Consider the following 20923-nt stretch of genomic DNA (forward strand, 5'->3'; position numbering starts at 1 on the left):
TAAAGTGATCCTGGCAGGGTTAAGAAAGACCGCCACGATGATAAGCACACTAATTACGTGCTGCAACGCAGCGATCAAGGTAAAGATGCGGCAAATAGCCGCATCTTGTAAAGCACTGTTAGAAGCTCACAATTCAGTTAGAAAATAACCTAGTTAGCTTTTTTTAACGGGGCGCGGCCAACCCGCTTTTTCTAGTTGCTTGCTGCGAGTAACCGCCAACGCATGCTCTGCTACATCTTTGCAAATGGTGGAGCCTGCACCTACAGTCGCTCCTTTACCCACCGTCACTGGTGCCACTAAGGCGCTGTTAGAACCTATAAAAGCGTTATCACCAATCTCGGTGCGATGTTTATTTACACCATCATAATTACACGTAATGGTGCCTGCACCAACATTCACATCACGACCTAAGCGGGCATCACCAACATAGCTTAAGTGATTAATTTTACTTCCTTCACCAACATCAGCATTCTTGGTCTCAACAAAGTTTCCTACCTTGGCTTTGACTGCTAGGCGTGTGCCAGGGCGTAGCCGTGCAAAGGGGCCAACTTGGTTCAAACCAGCAGCGACGGTTGTGTCGATCACACTATGGCTGTCGATAACGCTTTCAGCGCCAATCGTGCTGTTTTTAATCACGCAGTAAGGTCCAATCCGCACCCCTTCACCCAGCTCTACGTCACCTTCAAACACACAGCCCACGTCGATAAACACATCATGACCACAGGTGAGCTTACCGCGTATATCAATTCTTTCCGGGTCGGCCAACGCAACGCCTTGGGCCATTAACGTCTCGGCTTGCTGCAGTTGATAAGCGCGCTCTAAACGCGCCATTTGTGAGCGGTTATTCACGCCTTCCACTTCAACGGCACTGGCTGGCTGGGCAGTACACACTTTAATGCCTTCGTTTGCCGCCATCGCAATCACATCCGTTAGATAGTACTCGCCCTGGGCATTTTCGGCAGAAAGCTGTGGTAGCCACCGCTTAAGCTGAGCACTGGTCATCGCCATGATGCCGGTATTGCATTCGGTAATGGCCAACTGGTCGGCACTGGCATCTTTTTGCTCAATAATAGCCACTGCCTCACCGTCATCATTGCGCACAATACGTCCGTAACCAGACGGATCTTCCAACGTAACGGTTAGCAGCCCCATGTGCTGCTCATCAACGTGGCTGAGAAGTGCTATCAGTGATTCACGGCGGATCATAGGCACATCGCCATACAGAACCAACACGTTTCCATTACCTAATTGAGACTGCGCTTGGGCAACCGCATGGCCGGTACCTTTTTGCTCTTCCTGAACCGCAAACGTTACATTGCTCTCTGCCAGCGCTTCGCGTAGTTGGTCAGCACCGTGGCCAATCACGACATGCGTGCGAGTAGGCGTAAGACCATTGGCAGTATCTAACACATGTTGCACCATCGATTTGCCTGCCAGCGTATGCAGCACTTTGGGTATTTGTGAACGCATACGTGTGCCTTTTCCAGCGGCAAGGATAACGACATCAAGGTCTTGCATTTTAGTCACCTGTAACGGTTTAGCGGTTGGCGGCGGGAGCTTCCCAGGCTTCAATACCCAGTTCATCGATAAGCGCTTCATCGAAGTATTCCACGAAGGCGGGGCTGGCCACGCTTCGCCAATGATCGTTCTCTTTCACTAACATCAATACATTGAGATTATTCTCAATTGCCATCTGCATCCCTTCTTCGCTACCTGCGACTGAGATAGCCGTGGACCACGCGTCGGCCCATGCATTAGAGGGGTGAAAAACCGACACGGACGCTAATTGATGCTTAACCGGCCGACCGGTGCGAGGATCGATAGTGTGGGAGAAACGCTCACCATCGACTTCAAAATAGTTGCGATAATCCCCCGATGTTGCAACCGACATATTTTCAAGAGGAATAACATGCTGCGCTTCTGGTACGCCGTTATGGGGTACCTCAATCCCAACACGCCAAGGGCTTTGTTCTTCTAAGTCACGGTATCCACGGGCAATTAATTCGCCACCAATATTGACCAGATAGTTTTCAATCCCCTGCTGATCCAGGTATGCCCCAACGCGGTCAGTGCCATGTCCCTTAGCCACACCCGATAAGTCAGCAAACACATCACGGGAGCGTCGCGCCTGCATAAGCTGAGTATCGACTTCAACTGCATCGTAGCCAATTGTGGCCATGCGTTCGCTAAGCTCCGCGTCTGAAGGCACCTCTTCAGGACGTGCCTCAGGGCCAAAACTCCATAAATTGACCACATCGCCAACGGTAATATCAAACGCGCCGTTGCTTGCTTCTGATACCGAGTGGCTAATCGCAAGTACTTCAATTAACTCGTTAGACAGCGGTTGCCATTCATTAAGGGGAGCATCATTAAACACCACAAGCTCGGCGTCATCACGGTAAGTCGACATCGCTTGATCAACGTCGTTGAGCTCCGCTAGGAAACCTTCTTCCAGTGCATTCGCCTCGCCTTGGGTTAGCGGGTCCGCAATGGTGACTTGATAAAACGTCCCAAAAATACCGCCTTCAAAGCGAACAGGGGTATCTAAAGGCCGATCATTTTCTGAACACCCCATTAATGCCCCAGCAGCAATGAGCAATAATCCCGAACATTTTAACCACCGAGAATTAATCTTCATTTTATTTTTCCTTGAATAAAACGCACTGGGTTAACAATGGAAAACCTCTATCACTGAAACAACTAGAAGTGGAAAAACCATAGCAACCAAGCCCCAAACAGCACCCGATATACTACAAATGGCTGCATGCCTAGCTTTTTAATCACAACCAGGAAGTAGTGGATACACACATAGGCGCTAATACCCGAGAGTAAAGTACCCACCAACATGGCCGGTATATCAATTAACTGAGGGTCCTTCAGTAAGTTTATTGCCTCAAGCCCCCCCGCCAGCACAATCACAGGAATTGACAGTAGAAATGAAAACCGCGCTGCGCCCTCTCGGCTCATCCCCACCATTAATGCCGCTGTAATAGTGATGCCTGAGCGCGAGGTGCCTGGAATGAGTGCCAATACTTGAGCGCCGCCAATGATAAGCACATCTTTTAACGTCATTTGGTATTCGCTACGCGTGCCGCGTTTTTTCCAGTCTGCGTAACCAAGCAGCAGACCAAAAACAATCAAACTGGCACCAATGATCAGCGTAGAGCGCATGTAACCTGAGATCACATCGTGAAGCAGAAACCCGATAATACACACTGGCAAGGTGGCAATAACGACCCAAAACGCCAACATCGCATCATCATTAACCACTTGGCCGCGAAGTGCGGCCAAGCTGCTAGCGATCATTCTGCCAATTTCGTGCCGAAAATAGATCACAACGGCGCTTAAACTGCCAAGATGCAGCGCCACATCAAAGGCTAGCCCCTGGTCTTCCCAAGCAGTCAAAACAGGTACCAATATCAGATGAGCCGAACTCGATATGGGTAAAAATTCTGTGAGCCCCTGAACTACCGCTAACACAACTACCTGTAACCAATCCATGGGTTATCCCGTGCTTAACTATTAATGATATTTATGTGCTTTGTGACATTCATGCGCTCGCAATGGCGCTAAGGATACACATCCCTTAATTCATTGTCCGCATCCAGCATAGGGGCAAACGCACAAGAAGCTATAGCGCTAAGGCACTGTGCGCTACAATAGTCAGCTATTGGAAGCATGTGCCCCAGCAAGGTCCCTCATGACTCAGACCGTAGAATCTCCAGTGGTTCCCAAGCATGAGCTAGATAGCCGAGAAGCCAAGCGTGTTACCTATATTGGCGCTTGGCTGGATGGCTTGTTGAGCATTGTTAAAGTTGTAGTCGGCTTTTGGGTAGGCTCGGCAGCGTTGATTGCCGATGGTATCCATTCACTTTCAGATCTTGTGACCGACGGCTTTGTGCTAGCCGCTATTCACTACGGCCGCCAGGAACCCGACGATGATCACCATTATGGTCATGGCCGTATCGAAACCCTAACCACGTTACTGTTGGGTAGCGTACTGATCTTTGTGGCGGGTGGTATCGCCTGGTCTAGCCTTGATCGTTTGTTTAGTGGTACTGAGGTTAAGGCTCCAGGCTTGGTGGCTATTGTGATTACCGTCATCGCCTTGTTCAGTAAAGAGTGGATTTTTCGCTATACCATGCGCGTTGCTAAACGCGTTAAATCTAAGCTGCTGGAAGCAAACGCTTGGCATTCGCGCAGCGATGCACTCTCCACTGCAGTGGTGTTGGTTGCATTAATTGGTGCGCAGTTTGGTTTAGGCTGGCTAGATGCCGTTGCCGCCATCATTGTTGGCTTATTAGTTGGCAAAGTAGGTTGGGATTTACTTTGGGAGTCAGCCAGAGAATTAGTCGATACCGCACTACCTGAAAGCGTTCAACGGCAAATGCATGATGTTGCTCAAAGCGTTCCGGGAGTCGACAGTGTCCATGACTTACGAACTCGCCAGTCGGCAGGCTGGGTTATGGTCGATTTACATGTGGTGGTCGGGCCAAAAATCACCGTGTCTGAAGCCCATGAAATCGGCAACGAAGTAAGTCGACGCTTACGGCATGAGTTTCCGTTGCTCACCGATGTTATTTTTCACATTGACCCCGAAGATGATGCCGGAGAAGGCGATCCCAGTCGCCTTCCCGGCCTGCCACTGCGGCCCGAAGTAGAAGCCGCGCTGAATGAGCGCTGGTATATGCACCCTGTCTGGCGCACATTAACCGAGCTGCAACTCCACTACTTGGACGATAAAGTGTCGGTATCGCTGATTATTGGCGATTCCGTACACCAGCCTCCCCAGTGCCTAGCCAGCCAACTAAAGGCGCTCGCCAGCGATATTGAGTGGCTGGGTCACGTAGAAGTTATGTTTATTACCCGCGCAGCCAGCAGTGCCATGCGTTAATAAACACAAGCTATACGTTTGCTAATATGGCGGTGGCAATGGTGAAGTAAATCAATACCCCAGAGGCATCAATTAACGTGGTTACCAACGGGGCTGAAGCAGTGGCAGGATCGACCTTAAAGCGCTCTAGTACAAACGGTAGGCACATGCCGATCATGCTACCAAACAGAACAATGGTCACCATGCTTAACGCCACAATGATGGCTACCGCTTCACCACCACGGAAAATCCCGATAGGTGCGACTGCAATTGCCATGGTAAGGCCCAAAGAGCCAGCGACCAGCAGTTCACGGCCTAACATCTTACTCCAGTCTTTCACGCCAATATCGCCAGTTGCCATACCGCGTACCATTAGCGTCGCTGCCTGAGCTCCCGCGTTACCACCACTACCAATCAGTAGCGGCAGGAAAAACACCAGCGCAACTTGGGCTGCAATCGTGTCCTCAAAGTAAGCAATGCCAGCGCCTGAAAAAAGATTGGCAAATACCAGCAGGACCAGCCAGGTAACACGCTTGCGGTAAAGACTCCATAGCGGCACACGGCTAACACCATCCTCTAACTGGCCGATAGACATCCCTTTATGGATATCCTCGGTGGCTTCCGACTCAGCAACGTCCATGGCGTCATCGTGGGTGACGATGCCTACCATACGGCCATCAGCATCCAACACAGGCAATGCCAGCAGGTCATAGCGAGCCACAATGCGCGCCACCTCTTCTTGCTCTGCATCGACCGGTGTGCTGATAACGTCTTTAATCATAATGTCATCAACTAACGCCCCGGGGCGTGCCACCATCAGTTGGCGCAGCGACATAGTGCCTATTAACTGGCCACTACTGTCGAGTACATAAAGCTGATACACCGTTTCCGCATCTGGGGCCGTTTGGCGAACCCGCATCATGGCTTGTGACACCGTCATGCCACTGGCTATGGCGACATAGTCAGAGGTCATGATGGCGCCAGCCGTACCTTCTTCGTAACTTGCCAGGCGTTTAAGATCTTCACGCTCTTGATGAGCCATACGGCGTAACAACGCTTCTCGACGGTCCTCATCTAAGAGATTAAATAAATCCGCCCGTTCATCGGAGCCCATCTCTTCAAGAAGCTTCAGTACCTGGGTGTCCGACAGCTTACCGACGACCTCAAGCTGGCTCTCTCCTGGTAAATAACCCAGGACATTGGCAGCACGCTCAGTCGAAAGAATATCAAGTAGGGCAAGCGCTGCCGAAAGCGCTTCATCGTCTTCGATTAGCTCTTCAATTACCTCACCAATATCTGCCGAGCGGGTTTCGGCCAAACGCAAAGATAGTAATGATTTACTGGGCGCTTCCTTGGCCAACTCGTCGAGCAGTTCGGTTTTTAATTCCTGCAAGGCTTCATCGTTCAATGACATCGCTATCTCCCTTTGTGCAGACGCACAGTGTGCAGATGAGGTGTTACAGATGAGCGTCCAGACACTGAATACGCTTTTTCATAGTACCAGACAAAAAAAACGCTCCTTAAACCCTCTCGGGTTCAAGGAGCGCTTTATGCACGCTAGCGCGTGTCTTAGCCTTTACCCGCCTTTTTGCGCAGCTGCTGAATCGTTCTCAGCTGTGCAACGGCTTCGGCAAGTTCAGCGGCAGCACGGGTATAATCCAGCTCCGATGACTTCTCATTAAAGGCTTTCAACGCCTGCTGACGCGCTTCTTCAGCAGCGGCCTCGTCGAGGTCACTAGCACGCGTCGCTGCATCTGCCAGGATCGTAACAATGGTCGGTTGTACTTCCATGAAGCCACCGGAGACAAAGAAGTTCTCTTCCTTGCCACCATCGTGTATCACGCGTACCGGACCGGGCTGAAGCTCGGTCAGCAGCGGGGTGTGCCCCGGCAAAATACCGAGGTCACCCATAATACCTGCAGCTACCACCATCTCAACAGTACCTGTAAAGATGGAATCTTCAGCGCTGACGATATTGCAAGTGAAGCTATTCGCCATAGCGAATCCCCCTAATGGACGGGATTACTTCTTCATCTGGTTGGCTTTTTCGACAGCTTCGTCGATGGAGCCTACCATGTAGAAGGCCTGTTCCGGCAGGTTGTCGTACTCGCCCGCGAGAATGCCCTGGAAGCCACGAATCGTATCTTTCAAAGAAACATACTTACCGGGCGAACCAGTGAATACCTCAGCAACGAAGAACGGCTGCGACAGGAAGCGCTGGATTTTACGCGCACGAGATACAGCCAACTTATCTTCATCAGATAACTCGTCCATACCCAAGATCGCGATGATATCCTTCAGCTCTTTGTAACGCTGCAGAACGTTCTGTACACCACGTGCTACGTTGTAGTGCTCTTCACCAACGACCAGCGGATCTAGCTGACGTGACGTAGAGTCCAGCGGGTCAATCGCAGGATAAATACCAAGTTCTGCAATTGAACGTGCCAATACAACGGTGGCGTCCAAGTGCGAGAAGGTCGTCGCCGGCGATGGGTCGGTCAAGTCATCCGCAGGTACGTATACGGCCTGTACAGACGTGATAGAGCCCGTCTTAGTAGAGGTGATACGCTCTTGCAGAACGCCCATCTCTTCAGCCAGCGTCGGCTGGTAACCTACCGCAGATGGCATACGACCCAACAGAGCAGATACTTCAGTACCGGCCAGGGTGTAACGATAGATGTTATCGACGAACAGCAGAACGTCGCGGCCTTCATCACGGAATTTTTCAGCGATGGTTAGGCCTGTCAGCGCAACACGCAGACGGTTGCCGGGCGGCTCATTCATCTGACCGTAAACCAGCGATACCTTGTCGATAACGTTGGACTCAGTCATTTCGTGATAGAAGTCGTTACCCTCACGCGTACGCTCACCTACACCGGCGAATACAGAGTAGCCGCTGTGCTCGGTGGCGATGTTGCGGATAAGCTCCATCATGTTAACGGTTTTACCTACACCCGCACCGCCGAATAGACCAACTTTACCGCCCTTAGCGAACGGGCAAACGAGGTCGATAACCTTGATACCGGTTTCCAGCAGCTCATTGGACGCTGCTTGGTCAGCGTAGCTTGGTGCTTTACGGTGGATTGGCATGCGTTCTTGCTCGCCAATCGGGCCAGCTTCATCAATCGGCTCACCGAGCACGTTCATGATGCGGCCCAACGTTTCCTTACCGACGGGTACGGAAATCGCGGTACCTGTGTTGGTCACGTCCAAGCCACGTTTCAAGCCCTCGGTAGAGCCCATGGCAATGGTGCGCACCACGCCGTCGCCCAGCTGCTGCTGGACTTCGAGGATGGTCTCAGCATTAGAGACCTTCAGCGCGTCGTAGACCTTGGGCACAGAGTCCCGCGGAAACTCTACGTCAATCACCGCGCCGATGATTTGTACGATACGTCCGCTCATCTTGGTTCCTCTCAAAAACCTGCAAATGAAACCTGTCTGCCAGGAGCTACCTTTGCGATAGCTAGCTCCTTAGGCGTTATACGGCTGAAGCGCCGCCGACGATCTCGGAAATTTCCTGGGTGATGGCGGCCTGACGGGCCTTGTTGTATACCATCTCCAGATCGTCGATCAGGTTGCCCGCGTTATCAGTGGCACTCTTCATAGCGATCATTCGGGCGGCCTGTTCGCACGCACCGTTTTCGACTACCGCCTGATACACCTGTGATTCGATGAATCGAACCAACAGGCTGTCTAGCAACGCCTTGGCATCCGGTTCATACAGGTAGTCCCAGCTTCCGGGACGGGCGTTTTCTTCGTCATGCTCCGCGTCTTCGCCCATATCGGACGACAACGGAAGAAGCTGACGTACGACGGGCCGTTGCGTCATGGTGTTAACAAATTCGTTATACACCACAAACAAGCGGTCAATACGTCCTGCGTCGTACGCTTCTAACATGACCTTTATACTACCGATCAGTCCTTCGACAGTCGGCGACTCTCCTAATCCGCTCTTGGCAGCAACCAGGTTGCCTCCATAGTTGCGGAAAAAGGCGCCGGCTTTAGAGCCGAGGGCGCAGAAGTCTAGCTCAGCGTCTTGCTGTTTCCAGACAACGGCATCTTTCACCACTGCCTTAAACAGGTTGACGTTTAAGCCACCACACAGACCGCGGTCAGTAGATACCACAATGTAACCAACGCGCTTCACCTCATTACGCTCGACCATGTAGTCGTGCTTGTATTCAGGATTTGCGTCGGCAATGTGGCCTACCACATTACGAATCTGCTTGGCATACGGCTGGCCAGCCTTCATCAGATCTTGTGCTTTACGCATTTTAGATGCAGCTACCATTTCCATGGCGCTGGTAATCTTCTGCGTATTTTTAATGCTCCCGATCTGGGTGCGTATCTCTTTTGCAGCTGCCATAGCGATCTACCCTTCGTTCGTGGCTCTCAGAAAGCATGCAAGCCCGCCCACAGGCGGGCCGGACATTACCAGCTCTGAGTCGCCTTGAACTTCTCGAGACCTGACTTCAAGCCGTCCTGAATCTCGCCGTTGTAGTCGCCGGTCTGGTTGATCTTATCGAGCAGATCGCTGTGCTCAGACTTCATGTAATCGTGCAGAGCACGTTCGAAGTCCAACACTTTATCGACGCTCACATCATCCAAGTGACCTTCGTTAGCGGCGTACAGAGACAGCGCCATTTCCGCCACTGACATCGGCGAGTACTGCTTTTGCTTCATCAGTTCGGTAACGCGTTGACCATGCTCAAGCTGCTTACGGGTCGCTTCATCTAGATCAGAAGCAAACTGCGAGAACGCCGCTAGCTCACGGTACTGAGCCAAGGCCAGACGAACACCGCCACCCAGCTTCTTGATAATTTTGGTCTGCGCAGCACCACCAACACGAGAAACCGATAGACCTGCGTTAATCGCCGGACGAATACCGGAGTTAAACAGGTTGGTTTCCAGGAAGATCTGACCATCGGTGATCGAGATAACGTTGGTCGGAACGAACGCAGAAACGTCTCCACCTTGGGTTTCGATAATCGGCAGTGCGGTCAAAGAACCGGTTTTGCCTTTTACTTCACCGTTAGTAAATTTCTCAACGTAATCAGCATTAACGCGCGCAGCGCGCTCTAGCAGACGTGAGTGGAGATAGAAAACGTCACCAGGATAGGCCTCACGACCCGGCGGACGACGCAGCAGTAGTGATACCTGACGGTAAGCCACAGCCTGCTTGGACAGATCGTCATAAACGATCAGTGCGTCTTCACCACGGTCACGGAAGTACTCACCCATGGTGCAACCAGAATAGGCGGCCAAGAACTGCATCGGTGCAGGATCAGCAGCGCCAGCAGCGACAACGATGGTGTGTTCCAGCGCGCCGTGCTCTTCTAACTTGCGTACCACGTTAGCAATGGTCGACTGCTTCTGACCAATCGCCACGTAAACACAAGTAACGCCTTTGCCTTTTTGGTTGATGATCGCATCGATAGCAATGGCTGACTTACCAATCTGACGGTCACCGATGATCAGCTCACGCTGACCACGACCGATTGGCACCATGGCGTCGATGGATTTCAGACCGGTTTGGATCGGCTCGTCAACGGACTGACGGGTAATAACGCCAGGCGCTACTTTTTCTACCGCATCTGTCATTTTGGCGTTGATATCGCCTTTGCCGTCGATGGCATTACCCAGCGCATCGACCACACGACCTACCAGCTCAGGACCTACCGGCACTTCTAGGATACGACCCGTACACTGAGCGGTCATGCCTTCTTGAAGTTGCAGGTAGTCACCCAAGACAACGGCACCAACGGAGTCACGCTCCAGGTTCAGTACCATGCCAAAAATGCTGTTAGGGAATTCAATCATTTCACCAAACATCGCGTCTTCGAGGCCGTGAATTTTCACGATACCGTCGGAAACGCTGACGATGGTGCCCTGATTACGGGCTTCGGATGCGACGTCAAGCTTCTCAATTCGCTGCTTGATGATGTCGCTGATCTCGGAAGGATTCAGTTGCTGCATGCCATGTCCCTCAGACTCAAGCGGTCAGCGCTTCGGAAAGGCGGTTCAATCGACCACGTACCGAACCGTCAATAACGGTATCGCCGGCACGTAGGATGACACCACCAATAAGCGTCTTGTCCACTTGAGTAGTAATGGAGATTTCGCGATTCAGACGTTTCTTAAGCGCGTTCGCTAGCTTGGTCTGCTGTGCGGCAGTCAGCTTATAAGCTGACGTCACCGTCACATCAACACGCTGTTCATGTTCAGCACGTAAGTACTCGAACTGTTCAGCAATGAAGGGCAGTGCTAACAAGCGACCTTGGTCAGCCAGGGTATCCAAAAAACGCGACAGGTCTTCCTGCTCTTCGGGCAACATATCCGAAAGCAGCGCTACCTTTTTGTCGTTTTCAAGTTTTGGACTACCCAACAGACGACGTAGATCGCTGTCAGCTACCGCAGCGCTTAAAAAACTAAGCGCTTGGGTCCAGCTATCAAGCGCCTTATGATCACGCGCGTATTCAAACGCCGCCTTAGCGTAAGGACGAGCGACGGTAAGTAATTCCGCCATGGGTCACCTCCTTACAGTTCAGCAGCAAGCTCATCAAGTAACTTGCGATGTGCTTTCTCGTCGACCGAAGCTTCTAGCACACGCTCGGCACCAATAATGGCAAGATGAGAAACTTGGGCACGAAGCTCGTCTTTTGCACGATTAACTTCTTGCTCAATTTCAGAACGTGCACTAACCATGAGGCGTTCGCCTTCGGCGCGGGCCTGTTCGCGTGCTTCTTCAACCATTTGAGCAGAGCGCTTGTTGGCTTGCTCGAGGATTTGAGAAGCCTGCTCCTTGCTTTCACGCAGTGTCTGCTCTGCACGCTCTTGAGCAAGCTCAAGATCGCGAGTAGCACGGCTAGCTGCGTCTAAGCCATCAGCAATTTTCTTTTGACGCTCGTGAAGCGCGTTGCTGATCGGAGGCCACACATACTTTATGCAAAACCAGACAAAGATCGCGAAGGCGATCGTCTGCCCGATAAGCGTCATGTTGATATTCACAGGGATGTACCTCTGACAAGTTCGTGGCGACCGGAGTGAAACAAAACCGAGCGGGACTGCCGCCCGGCTAAGCTGTCATTAACCGGCAACAACGAAGATCAGGTACATCGCGATACCAACACCGATCATCGGTACAGCATCCAGCAGACCAGCCATCAGGAAGGTTTTGGTTTGAAGTTGGTCACCAAGCTCCGGCTGACGAGCAGTAGATTCGATCAGTTTGCCACCGAGGATAGCGAAACCGATACCGGTGCCCAAAGCGCCTAAGCCGATCATGATGGAGGCAGCAATGTAGATTAGTTCCATGGTAATGCTCCTAGTTTTTCAAGTTAAAGGTCAAGGTTGAGGGTTGATGTTAAGGGTTAATCTCTAACAAGCAGCACGTCTTAGTGATGCTCGTGCGCAGCGCTTAAATACACTACTGACAATACGGTAAAAATGAATGCCTGAAGAACGACAATCAAGATGTGGAAAATCGCCCACGGCACGTCGAGTACCCAGATCGCCCAGAACGGCAGCATAGCAATCAAGATAAAAATAACTTCACCGGCAAACATGTTGCCGAAAAGACGCATCGCCAAGCTGAACGGTTTAACAAGTAGGGCAACGATTTCAAGCAGCAAATTGAATGGAACCAAGGCCCAATGGTTAAAGGGTGTCAATGAAAGCTCTTTGGCAAAGCCACCAACGCCTTTCACCTTGAAGCTGTAATAAAGAATCAGACCGAACACACCCAGCGCTAGCCCCAATGTGGCATTAACATCGGTAGTTGGCACAATCTTCATGTAGTCGACGCCCAGTTTACTGAACAACACGGGGAAGTAGTCGACCGGGATAATTTTCAGCGTGTTCATGAAGAGAATCCACACGAACAACGTTAATGCAAGCGGCGCAATAATCGGGTTATGCCCTTTAAAGGCCCCTTTGATCATGTCCTCAACAAATTCAAACACCATCTCTACGGCATTTTGCAGTCCGCCAGGTACGCCAGTGGTTGCCATTTTACCAGCTTTACGGAAAAGCCAGATAAACAACAAGCCCATCGCAATCGACCAGCCCATGGTGTCCAGATGGATAGCCCAAAAGCCCATCTCGCTGGCTTCTTCCGCCGAATGTGCCAGCGACCAACCATTTTCTGGATGCTTGCCAAAGGTTAGGTTCTGCAAGTGGTGCTGGATATAGTAAGTCGTTGAGACTTCGTTTCCTGCGGCCATAGACATGTCACCTCAATTAGTTGTGCGATTTCCAAGCATTAGCCATGGTGCTAACCAATGCGTCAGAACAATCGCAACGTAAGCGCAAAAAAAGAAAGCGGGGTTTGAGGGGGGCACTACAACGAACACCAGTGAAAACAGTGCCACCGTCAAACCAAACTTGCCTGCTTCGGCGCGAAATAGGTCCATTGCGCGCGGAGCGCGATGCCTTGTTCGGAAAATTCCCATTCGCTGTATAAAAAAAATGTGCGGCAACAGCGCTACTAATGCTCCTGTAGCTACCGACAATGCGCCTGCCATATGAGCAACAGGGAAAGCCAATAGCATACCGACTAACGTCATTAGCAACTGAATTGCTGTCAGCCTGAAGAAGTAAGCTTTTCGCCGTTGGGCCTCAAGTCGCTGCATAATTCTTCAGATAGATCTTCAGCACATGATTCCCCAGCACAATTAATAAGTCACGCTTACAGCTTGCTGCTCAATAAATCATCAGTTACCTGCACAAATCTTGCGCGATTATAGGGAAGCGCTATCACACCTTCAACCGAAGTTGCGCCGATTTCGCGCGATTCAGTGTCGACTTGCGACCAAAGGGTTAAAATAAGCGTCTATTTTAGTAAGCCTGCTATTTAATATGCGCCAAAATCCCGTCGAGCTCTTCAAGACTGGTATAACGGATTGTCACCTTCCCCTTCCCTTTTTGCCCGTGATCAATGGAAACGGGCGCGCCTAGCAATTCCCCCAGATGTGTTTCAAGTCGTGCAACATCCGGTGTTTTGGCAGTACGCGGCGGTGTCTGGGCAGGTGTCTGGTTAGCTTGAACTTTTTTAACCAACGCTTCTGTGTCACGAACGGTCAAATCATTATTGACCACTTCATGGGCAATTTGGCGCTGCTGGGTGCTGTTAAGCGATAGCAAGGCTCGCGCATGGCCCATATCTAAATCGCCGCGTTCCAGCAGCGTTTGCACTTCAGGGTCTAACGCTAACAAGCGCAATAAATTGGCGACTTGAGTGCGCGACTTACCGACTGCATCAGCAATTTGCTGCTGGGTAAGCTCAAACTCATCGCCCAGGCGCTTTAAGGCAAGTGCTTCTTCAATGGCATTAAGATTTTCGCGCTGAATATTTTCAATCAGCGCCAGGGCAAGTGCTACTTCATCACTGACATCGCGAATAACGGCGGGGATAACATCTAATTCGGCCAACTGCGCAGCACGCCAGCGGCGCTCACCCGCGATAATTTCATAGCGCTCTTCACCTACTGGGCGAACCACAATAGGTTGCATCACCCCTTGTGCGCGAATGGAATCGGCAAGCTCTTCCAATGCTTCGGGTTGAATATCGCGACGTGGCTGATATTTCCCACGGCTCAGTTGGCCAAGAGGTAACCGTTCTAGCCGCTCAGCCGCCGCTTCTTCCGTTGACGCTGCAGGCAGCAACGTGTCTTCACCATCCAGCGTCACGCCACCGGTAAGATCTAAACTGTCACGACGACGGGCGCCCGCACCAATCAGGGCATCCAGGCCACGTCCTAGCGCGCGTTTACGCGTCATTCGCTTCCCCTCGTACTTTTTACGTTACAGCGATAGCCGCCGAATCATCTCTTTTGCAAGCACACGATAAGCCTGGCTACCCCGCGAAAAACGTGCGTATTGAGTAACAGGTAAGCCATGGCTTGGTGCTTCAGCAACCTTTACATTGCGTGGAATGGTTGTTTTTAACAGCGCATCGCCAAAAAAATCTCTCAGCTGTTTGTCCACTTCACGCGTCAAACTGGTGCGCTTGTCGTACATAGTACGCAGAATGCCAGAAACGGCTAGATCAGGATTAACACTCTGTTTGATCTGCTCAACGGTATCCAGCAGCGCTGATAATCCTTCCAATGCATAGAATTCACACTGCAATGGAATAAGCACCCCATTGGCGGCTGTCAACGCATTCACGGTAAGCATATTCAGCGACGGTGGGCAGTCGATGAGGACGACATCATAGTCATCTGCCACCGTCTGCAGTGCTAACGACAAGCGACTTTGGCGCTGGTCACTATCGAGCAGCTCTACTTCCGCGGCTGTTAAGTCGCCATTACCGGGAAGGACGTCATATTTTACAGGTAAATCGCTAACGATGGCGTCGCTTGCGGTTGTTTCTCCCAGCAGCACATCAAGTACACTTTTTTCAAGCGCGTACTTGTCGATACCACTGCCCATGCTGGCATGCCCTTGTGGGTCTAAATCTACCAGCAAGATACGACGGTCAAGTGCTGCCAAACTGGCGGCGAGATTAACGGCTGAAGTGGACTTGCCCACACCGCCTTTTTGGTTGGTCAGGGCAATGATCTGGCTCACTACTCAACTCCTTTTGGGGTCAGAATCAACAGCTGCCGCTCGGCCGTCTCGAAGGGAACACGCAGTAGGTGACGCGCCTGGAGCTCAACGTAGTTAGGCAACTCCCGCAGTTCATCATCAGCGCTAGGGCCTTTCATAGCAAGCCACTGCCCATGAGCTGCCGGTAGCGCTCGGGTTAGCGAGATAAAGTCTACCAAGCTGGCAAAGGCTCGGGAAATCACTTGATCAAACGTCTGGCCATTGAATTGCTCGACACGTGCTTGGGTAGGGGTAACGTTTGTCAGCGCTAACTCCATCACTGCTTGACGTTGGAAGCGAACTTTTTTGCCATTGCTATCGAGTAGCGTTACCTGCAGTTCAGGCTTCAAGATAGCAAGCACAAGGCCGGGCAAACCGGGGCCAGCACCTACATCAAGGATCTGTGGTCCATGAACATAAGGGGCAACAGCAGCACTATCTAATACATGCCGTGAAACCATCTCTTCAACATCGCGTACAGCGGTGAGGTTATAAGCCTGATTCCACTTGTGCAACAGCGCGAGCAAACCAAGTAGTTGTTCGCGCTGTTGGGGAGTAACAATGACTCCTAATGTTGCTAATCCTTCTTCCAGTCGGGGAGCAACGGTTTCAGGCAAGCTGTTGATCAACGGCGTTAATCGACTCATCCGTTAATGACCTCGCTAGAACTGACTAAGCGACGTTTTTTCAAATGTATTAGCAATATAGAGACCGCTGCAGGGGTCACGCCGGAAATCCGAGCGGCTTGCGCCAGGGTTTCGGGGCGCGTTTCACTGAGCTTTTGGCGGATCTCATTGGATAGCCCTTCTACCCGTTGATAATCCAGTTCGGCTGGCAGCGGTGTCGCTTCATGGCGTTTGAGCTTATCGATCTCATCCTGTTGACGGTCGATATACCCCTGGTATTTCGCTTGAATTTGTACCTGTTCAGCAACTGCGTCATCGTCAACACCGCCGCTTTCGATACCAGGCAGCGATGTAATATCTGCATAGCTAAGCTCTGGGCGCTTCAACAAGTCACTTAAACAGTACTCTCGAGGAAGCGGCCGACCGGTTTTTTCAGCGATTTTAGCGGCAGCTGGCGTATTGGGCTGTACCCAAACAGTAGCTAAGCGTGTTGTTTCCCGCTCGATGGCTTCGCGTTTCTGGCTAAATGACGACCAACGTTTGTCATCAACTAAGCCAAGCTCGCGCCCTTTTTCCGTTAAGCGCAGATCAGCATTGTCTTCGCGTAGCAGCAGACGGTATTCCGCACGCGAGGTAAACATGCGGTAGGGCTCTTTGGTGCCCATAGTAATCAGATCATCCACTAATACGCCTAGATAAGCTTCATCACGGCGAGGGTGCCATGCTTCCAACTGTTTGGCGCGGCGAGCAGCATTCAAGCCTGCTAACAGCCCTTGAGCTCCAGCCTCCTCGTAGCCGGTTGTACCGTTTATTTGTCCGGCGAAAAACAGGTTGTGGATAAATTTAGTTTCCAAGGAGTGTTTTAAATCTCGGGGGTCAAAAAAGTCGTACTCAATAGCGTAACCAGGCCGCGTGATATGAGCGTTTTCTAAGCCTTTAATTGAGCGAACCACTTGTAGCTGAACATCAAAAGGCAACGACGTCGAGATTCCGTTGGGATAGAGCTCATGGGTATCCAATCCTTCAGGCTCGATAAACACCTGATGGCTTGATTTGTCGGCAAAGCGGTGAACTTTGTCCTCAATCGATGGGCAGTATCGCGGACCAACGCCTTCGATCACACCGGAATACATAGGCGAGCGATCAAGATTCGCCATGATGATTTCATGGGTGCGCTCATTGGTGTGCGCTATGTGGCAACTCACCTGCTGTGGATGCATCTCCCGTGAACCAAGGTACGACATGACCGGCGTGGGGGTGTCACCTGGCTGTTCTTCCAACGCTGTAAAATCAACAGTTTTGGCATCAATTCGTGGAGGCGTTCCGGTTTTTAGTCGATCAACGCGAAACGGCAGTGCGCGTAAGCGTTCAGCTAGCGCGTTGGAAGGCGGGTCACCGGCGCGGCCACCGCGGCTTTGATCTAACCCAATGTGGATAACGCCACCCAAAAACGTACCGGTTGACAGCACAACGGACTCCGCATGGAAGCGGATGCCTGTTTCGGTCACAACGCCTCGAACAGTGTTGTTATCCACAATCAGATCGCCAGCGGCTTGCTGAAAAATGGTTAAGTTTGGTTGGTTTTCCAACATTCCCCGAATAGCAGCTTTATAGCGAACTCGGTCTGCCTGAGCACGTGTTGCTCGAACGGCTGGACCTTTGCGAGCGTTCAATACCCGAAACTGGATGCCGCCTAAGTCCGTGGCTAGCCCCATTGCACCACCGAGTGCATCAATTTCTTTTACCAGGTGGCTTTTGCCAATCCCACCAATCGCTGGATTGCACGACATTTGGCCGAGCGTTTCGATGTTGTGGGTTAGCAATAGGGTTTGACAACCCATACGAGCAGAGGCCAATGCGGCTTCAGTTCCCGCATGGCCACCGCCGATGACAATCACGTCAAAGCGGTCGGGGTAGTTCAAGAGGCACCTCGTCTTGTGCCATTCGGCACGGATGATGTGAGTCAGTATTGGTTCACTGATTGAGTAAGCCCGCCAGTATAAACCTCCTGTGGGTAACCGTCAGGTTTTTCCACACCCTAAACGAAGCATTCATCTATTATTAATAACAAAATAAAAATATATAAGAGAAGTTCTGTTGATGTTGTAACTACTGGTGTGGACAAAATCTGTTGATAACTGTAATAAATCATTATTTTTCAGGTTTTTAAATTGTTAGTTTTTACATGATTAAACGGCGGAGTACCTGCGTAGAAACGGTGTTACTCCTGTGGATGAAAGTGCAACTTACACACAAGCATAGCAAACAACGGGTTATCCACCGGCCCATACCGAGTTTGTTACCGCACCTGTGAACAAGTGCGATTGGTATCTTCAAAAGACCTTATTAGCGCTCATGGTAGGCATCGTAGAGCGATATGCCCCAGCGTGTAAAAAATAGTATCCACAGGCAAAAAAAATGGCCTGTCGCGGTGACAGGCCATTTAGCGGGGCAAAAATGAGCAAAAAAGTCAGATTAATTGCGACATTAATGCTTCAAAACACGTGCAAGGAAGGATTGTGTTCGCTCATGTTGTGGCGTATCGAACAGTTGCTCGGGGGGACCTTGTTCGGTAATTTCGCCTTTATGGATAAAAATGACACGGTCTGCCACTTCGCGGGCAAAGCCCATTTCATGGGTCACAATCACCATGGTCATGCCTTCTTCGGCAAGTTCACGCATGGCGTCCAGTACTTCGCCGATCATTTCAGGGTCAAGCGCTGATGTAGGCTCGTCAAACAGCATAAGACGAGGTTCCATGGCTAATGCCCGGGCTAACGCCACACGCTGCTGTTGCCCACCTGAAAGTTGGCTTGGGTACTTAGCTGCTTGGTCGGCAATACCAACGCGCTCTAACAGTCGTTCAGCGGTCTCTTCGGCATCCTGACGGTTCCATCCCCGCACTTTCATGGGGGCAAGAGTAACGTTGTCGCGCACGCTCAAGTGGGGAAAAAGGTTGAACTGCTGAAACACCATGCCGACTTCAGTACGGATAGTTTGCAGCGCCTTACTACTTTTACCGTTGGGCAGTAATTGGTTGCCATCAACATCAAGAGAGCCAGCTTGAAACTCTTCTAAGCCATTGATACAGCGGATGAGCGTTGATTTACCTGAGCCACTGGCACCGATGATAACGACGACTTCACCAGGCACAATTTCGAGATCAATATTTTTGAGTACGTGCAGGCTGCCAAAATGCTTATTGAGCTGCTGCATACGCACAATTGGCGATTGGGTAGAGGTCATTGCACGTTCCTTATTGTCCTGCGAGGCCTCTGCGCTCAATTTGGCGCAGAATCAAAGAGAGAGTCCAGGTGATGGCAAGGTACATCAGCGCCACCATGAAATAGACCTCAAGTGCGGTAAAGGTAGTGGCAATATAGATTTGCCCTTGGCGGACTAATTCACCGACCCCGATGACTGAAAATAGCGAGGTATCTTTGATACTGATGATGCCCTGGTTACCCAGTGGAGGAATCATGCGCCGCAGGGCTTGGGGCCAAATTACGTAGCGAAAAGCTTGAGTACGAGATAAGCCTAGCGAAAGTGACGCTTCTCGCTGGCCACGTTCGATAGACTGCACGCCGCCGCGCACAATTTCAGAGATATAAGCCCCTGAGTTAATGGCGATCGCGGCAATGCCGGCAACGAGTGCGTTGATCGGGCCTCCCAGCAATTGGGGTAAGCCATAAAAGATAAACAAAACCTGCACTAAAATGGGCGTGCCACGAAATACTTCGACGTATAAAACTGCTGGCCAGCGTAGCCAGCGCACTGGGCTAATACGCAATAAGCCAAAGAATATGCCAATAAAGAAGCCGATTGCTAAGCCGCCGAACGATATAAGCAGCGTCCAAGGAATGCCTGGTAACAGATAGGGGATCGACCCAAATGCGGCCGACCAATCAAACTGAAAGTTAACGTCCACGCGTTATCTCCAGAAAAATAAACAACGACACAGGGCCGGGGGGAATAGCCGCCCGGCCCTGAGATGAAAAGTGTTCGTTATCAATAGCGAACAGCGAGGTTATTCAGCGCTGGGAGCTTCGCCGAACCACTTGGTATAGATTTCATCATAGGTGCCGTCTTCGCGCATGGAAGCAAGTGCTTCGTTGGTAGGCTCTACCCACTCGCTACCTTTATGGAAAACGATGCCGTACTGCTGGCCTTCATACAGCGGGCCAACCACTTTGGTACGGCCTTCGCCACGGGTCTGTGAGAAGTAGGCAACGTTAGGGGCATCGTACAGTACGGCATCCACGTTGCGCCCTAACAGCGCCATGTACATATCGGCGGTGCCTGGATAGGGAGTAATGTCGGCATCTTCACCGAGTTCCTGTTGCAGGAAATCGTAGCTGGTAGAGCCGATTTTGGTGGCAACGGTGAGCCCCGCTAGGTCCTCAAGCGAAGAGACTTCTTCGTTGTCGGCGCGTACGATAATTTGCAGACCTGAGTCGTAGTAGGGATCAGAGAAGTCGACAACTTCGGTGCGCTCTTCGGTAATGGTAATGCCTGCAAGGGCAATTTCCTGGCTACCGGTTTGGACGGCGGGAATGATGCCGGCGAATTCCATCGTGGTGAGGTTAACTTCAAAGCCAGCGCGCTCGGCGATTGCGTTGATGATATCCATGTCAAAACCGATCATTTCGCCGGTTTCCGGATCCATCATTTCAAACGGCACAAAGCTTGGGTCGGTGGCCACATTGACAGAAGGTGTTTGTGCAAACGCGACAGTGGTACTGCCTAACCCCAGTGCAAGGGTGGTAGCAATCACAGATTTTTTTAGTAGGTAATTCATTCGTTTCCCCGTGTTTTATTTGGTTAGCGACGCGATTTA

General features: G+C 51.2%; 21 protein-coding genes. 1 reads left to right on the forward strand and 20 read right to left on the reverse strand.

Annotation, left to right across the window (positions count from 1 at the left end; genetic code table 11):
* Nucleotides 1-153 precede the first annotated feature (153 nt).
* The 3 genes from glmU to IR195_RS20240 form a co-directional block, all read right to left on the reverse strand.
* On the reverse strand, nt 154-1518 hold the full coding sequence (gene glmU / locus IR195_RS20230) for a bifunctional UDP-N-acetylglucosamine diphosphorylase/glucosamine-1-phosphate N-acetyltransferase GlmU (RefSeq protein WP_125753264.1): 1365 nt from the start codon (nt 1516-1518) through the stop codon (nt 154-156).
* A gap of 19 nt (nt 1519-1537) precedes the next feature.
* Nucleotides 1538-2638, reverse strand: a complete 1101-nt coding sequence (locus IR195_RS20235) for an FAD:protein FMN transferase (protein WP_125753267.1) — start codon at nt 2636-2638, stop codon at nt 1538-1540.
* Between the two features lie 62 nt (nt 2639-2700).
* Complete coding sequence (locus tag IR195_RS20240) at nt 2701-3501, reverse strand: undecaprenyl-diphosphate phosphatase (protein WP_125753270.1); 801 nt, start codon at nt 3499-3501, stop codon at nt 2701-2703.
* Nucleotides 3502-3700: 199 nt separating this feature from the next.
* Between IR195_RS20240 and IR195_RS20245 the strand changes: the two genes are divergently transcribed.
* Complete coding sequence (locus IR195_RS20245; RefSeq protein ID WP_146942221.1) at nt 3701-4894, forward strand: cation diffusion facilitator family transporter; 1194 nt, start codon at nt 3701-3703, stop codon at nt 4892-4894.
* Between the two features lie 10 nt (nt 4895-4904).
* On the opposite strand, the gene mgtE is transcribed toward IR195_RS20245, so the two are convergent.
* The 17 genes from mgtE to IR195_RS20330 form a co-directional block, all read right to left on the reverse strand.
* Complete coding sequence (gene mgtE / locus IR195_RS20250; RefSeq protein WP_125753276.1) at nt 4905-6287, reverse strand: magnesium transporter; 1383 nt, start codon at nt 6285-6287, stop codon at nt 4905-4907.
* A gap of 155 nt (nt 6288-6442) precedes the next feature.
* The gene (locus IR195_RS20255) at nt 6443-6871 is read right to left on the reverse strand and encodes a F0F1 ATP synthase subunit epsilon (protein WP_125753279.1); all 429 of its coding nucleotides are present in this window, start codon (nt 6869-6871) and stop codon (nt 6443-6445) included.
* Nucleotides 6872-6895: 24 nt separating this feature from the next.
* A complete protein-coding gene (gene atpD, locus IR195_RS20260; RefSeq protein WP_038479845.1) occupies nt 6896-8275 on the reverse strand; it encodes a F0F1 ATP synthase subunit beta in 1380 nt (459 codons plus the stop codon).
* A gap of 76 nt (nt 8276-8351) precedes the next feature.
* Nucleotides 8352-9239, reverse strand: a complete 888-nt coding sequence (gene atpG, locus IR195_RS20265) for a F0F1 ATP synthase subunit gamma (protein WP_125753281.1) — start codon at nt 9237-9239, stop codon at nt 8352-8354.
* A gap of 65 nt (nt 9240-9304) precedes the next feature.
* Complete coding sequence (gene atpA / locus IR195_RS20270; RefSeq protein WP_125753284.1) at nt 9305-10849, reverse strand: F0F1 ATP synthase subunit alpha; 1545 nt, start codon at nt 10847-10849, stop codon at nt 9305-9307.
* A gap of 16 nt (nt 10850-10865) precedes the next feature.
* Nucleotides 10866-11399: a F0F1 ATP synthase subunit delta gene (locus tag IR195_RS20275; RefSeq protein WP_206048456.1), complete on the reverse strand. Its 534-nt coding sequence runs from the start codon at nt 11397-11399 to the stop codon at nt 10866-10868.
* 11 nt (nt 11400-11410) lie between these two features.
* Entirely contained in the window at nt 11411-11881 is a 471-nt protein-coding gene (locus IR195_RS20280; protein WP_038479857.1) for a F0F1 ATP synthase subunit B, read from the reverse strand.
* Nucleotides 11882-11959: 78 nt separating this feature from the next.
* Entirely contained in the window at nt 11960-12187 is a 228-nt protein-coding gene (gene atpE / locus IR195_RS20285; RefSeq protein WP_038479860.1) for a F0F1 ATP synthase subunit C, read from the reverse strand.
* An 80-nt stretch (nt 12188-12267) separates the two neighbouring features.
* Nucleotides 12268-13095 carry a F0F1 ATP synthase subunit A gene (atpB, locus tag IR195_RS20290; RefSeq protein WP_206048457.1) on the reverse strand — a complete coding sequence of 276 codons (828 nt, stop codon included), beginning with the start codon at nt 13093-13095 and terminating at the stop codon, nt 12268-12270.
* A gap of 12 nt (nt 13096-13107) precedes the next feature.
* Nucleotides 13108-13503, reverse strand: a complete 396-nt coding sequence (locus IR195_RS20295) for an ATP synthase subunit I (RefSeq protein ID WP_125753292.1) — start codon at nt 13501-13503, stop codon at nt 13108-13110.
* A 217-nt stretch (nt 13504-13720) separates the two neighbouring features.
* Entirely contained in the window at nt 13721-14650 is a 930-nt protein-coding gene (locus tag IR195_RS20300; RefSeq protein ID WP_146942219.1) for a ParB/RepB/Spo0J family partition protein, read from the reverse strand.
* 24 nt (nt 14651-14674) lie between these two features.
* Nucleotides 14675-15442, reverse strand: coding sequence for a ParA family protein (locus tag IR195_RS20305; protein WP_125753298.1), 768 nt, complete (start codon nt 15440-15442; stop codon nt 14675-14677).
* On the reverse strand, nt 15442-16107 hold the full coding sequence (rsmG, locus tag IR195_RS20310) for a 16S rRNA (guanine(527)-N(7))-methyltransferase RsmG (RefSeq protein ID WP_206048458.1): 666 nt from the start codon (nt 16105-16107) through the stop codon (nt 15442-15444). The genes IR195_RS20305 and rsmG overlap by 1 nt, the downstream gene beginning before the upstream one ends.
* Nucleotides 16104-18008, reverse strand: coding sequence for a tRNA uridine-5-carboxymethylaminomethyl(34) synthesis enzyme MnmG (gene mnmG / locus IR195_RS20315; protein ID WP_206048459.1), 1905 nt, complete (start codon nt 18006-18008; stop codon nt 16104-16106). Before mnmG ends, rsmG begins: the two co-directional genes overlap by 4 nt.
* A gap of 565 nt (nt 18009-18573) precedes the next feature.
* Nucleotides 18574-19332 carry an amino acid ABC transporter ATP-binding protein gene (locus IR195_RS20320; RefSeq protein ID WP_125753307.1) on the reverse strand — a complete coding sequence of 253 codons (759 nt, stop codon included), beginning with the start codon at nt 19330-19332 and terminating at the stop codon, nt 18574-18576.
* A gap of 10 nt (nt 19333-19342) precedes the next feature.
* Nucleotides 19343-20014, reverse strand: a complete 672-nt coding sequence (locus IR195_RS20325; RefSeq protein WP_120386006.1) for an amino acid ABC transporter permease — start codon at nt 20012-20014, stop codon at nt 19343-19345.
* A gap of 99 nt (nt 20015-20113) precedes the next feature.
* Complete coding sequence (locus IR195_RS20330) at nt 20114-20884, reverse strand: transporter substrate-binding domain-containing protein (RefSeq protein ID WP_125753310.1); 771 nt, start codon at nt 20882-20884, stop codon at nt 20114-20116.
* Nucleotides 20885-20923: the final 39 nt, after the last annotated feature.

Origin of the sequence: Vreelandella venusta (genome assembly GCF_015689495.1) — a bacterium.
Taxonomy (GTDB): Bacteria; Pseudomonadota; Gammaproteobacteria; order Pseudomonadales; family Halomonadaceae; genus Vreelandella; species Vreelandella venusta.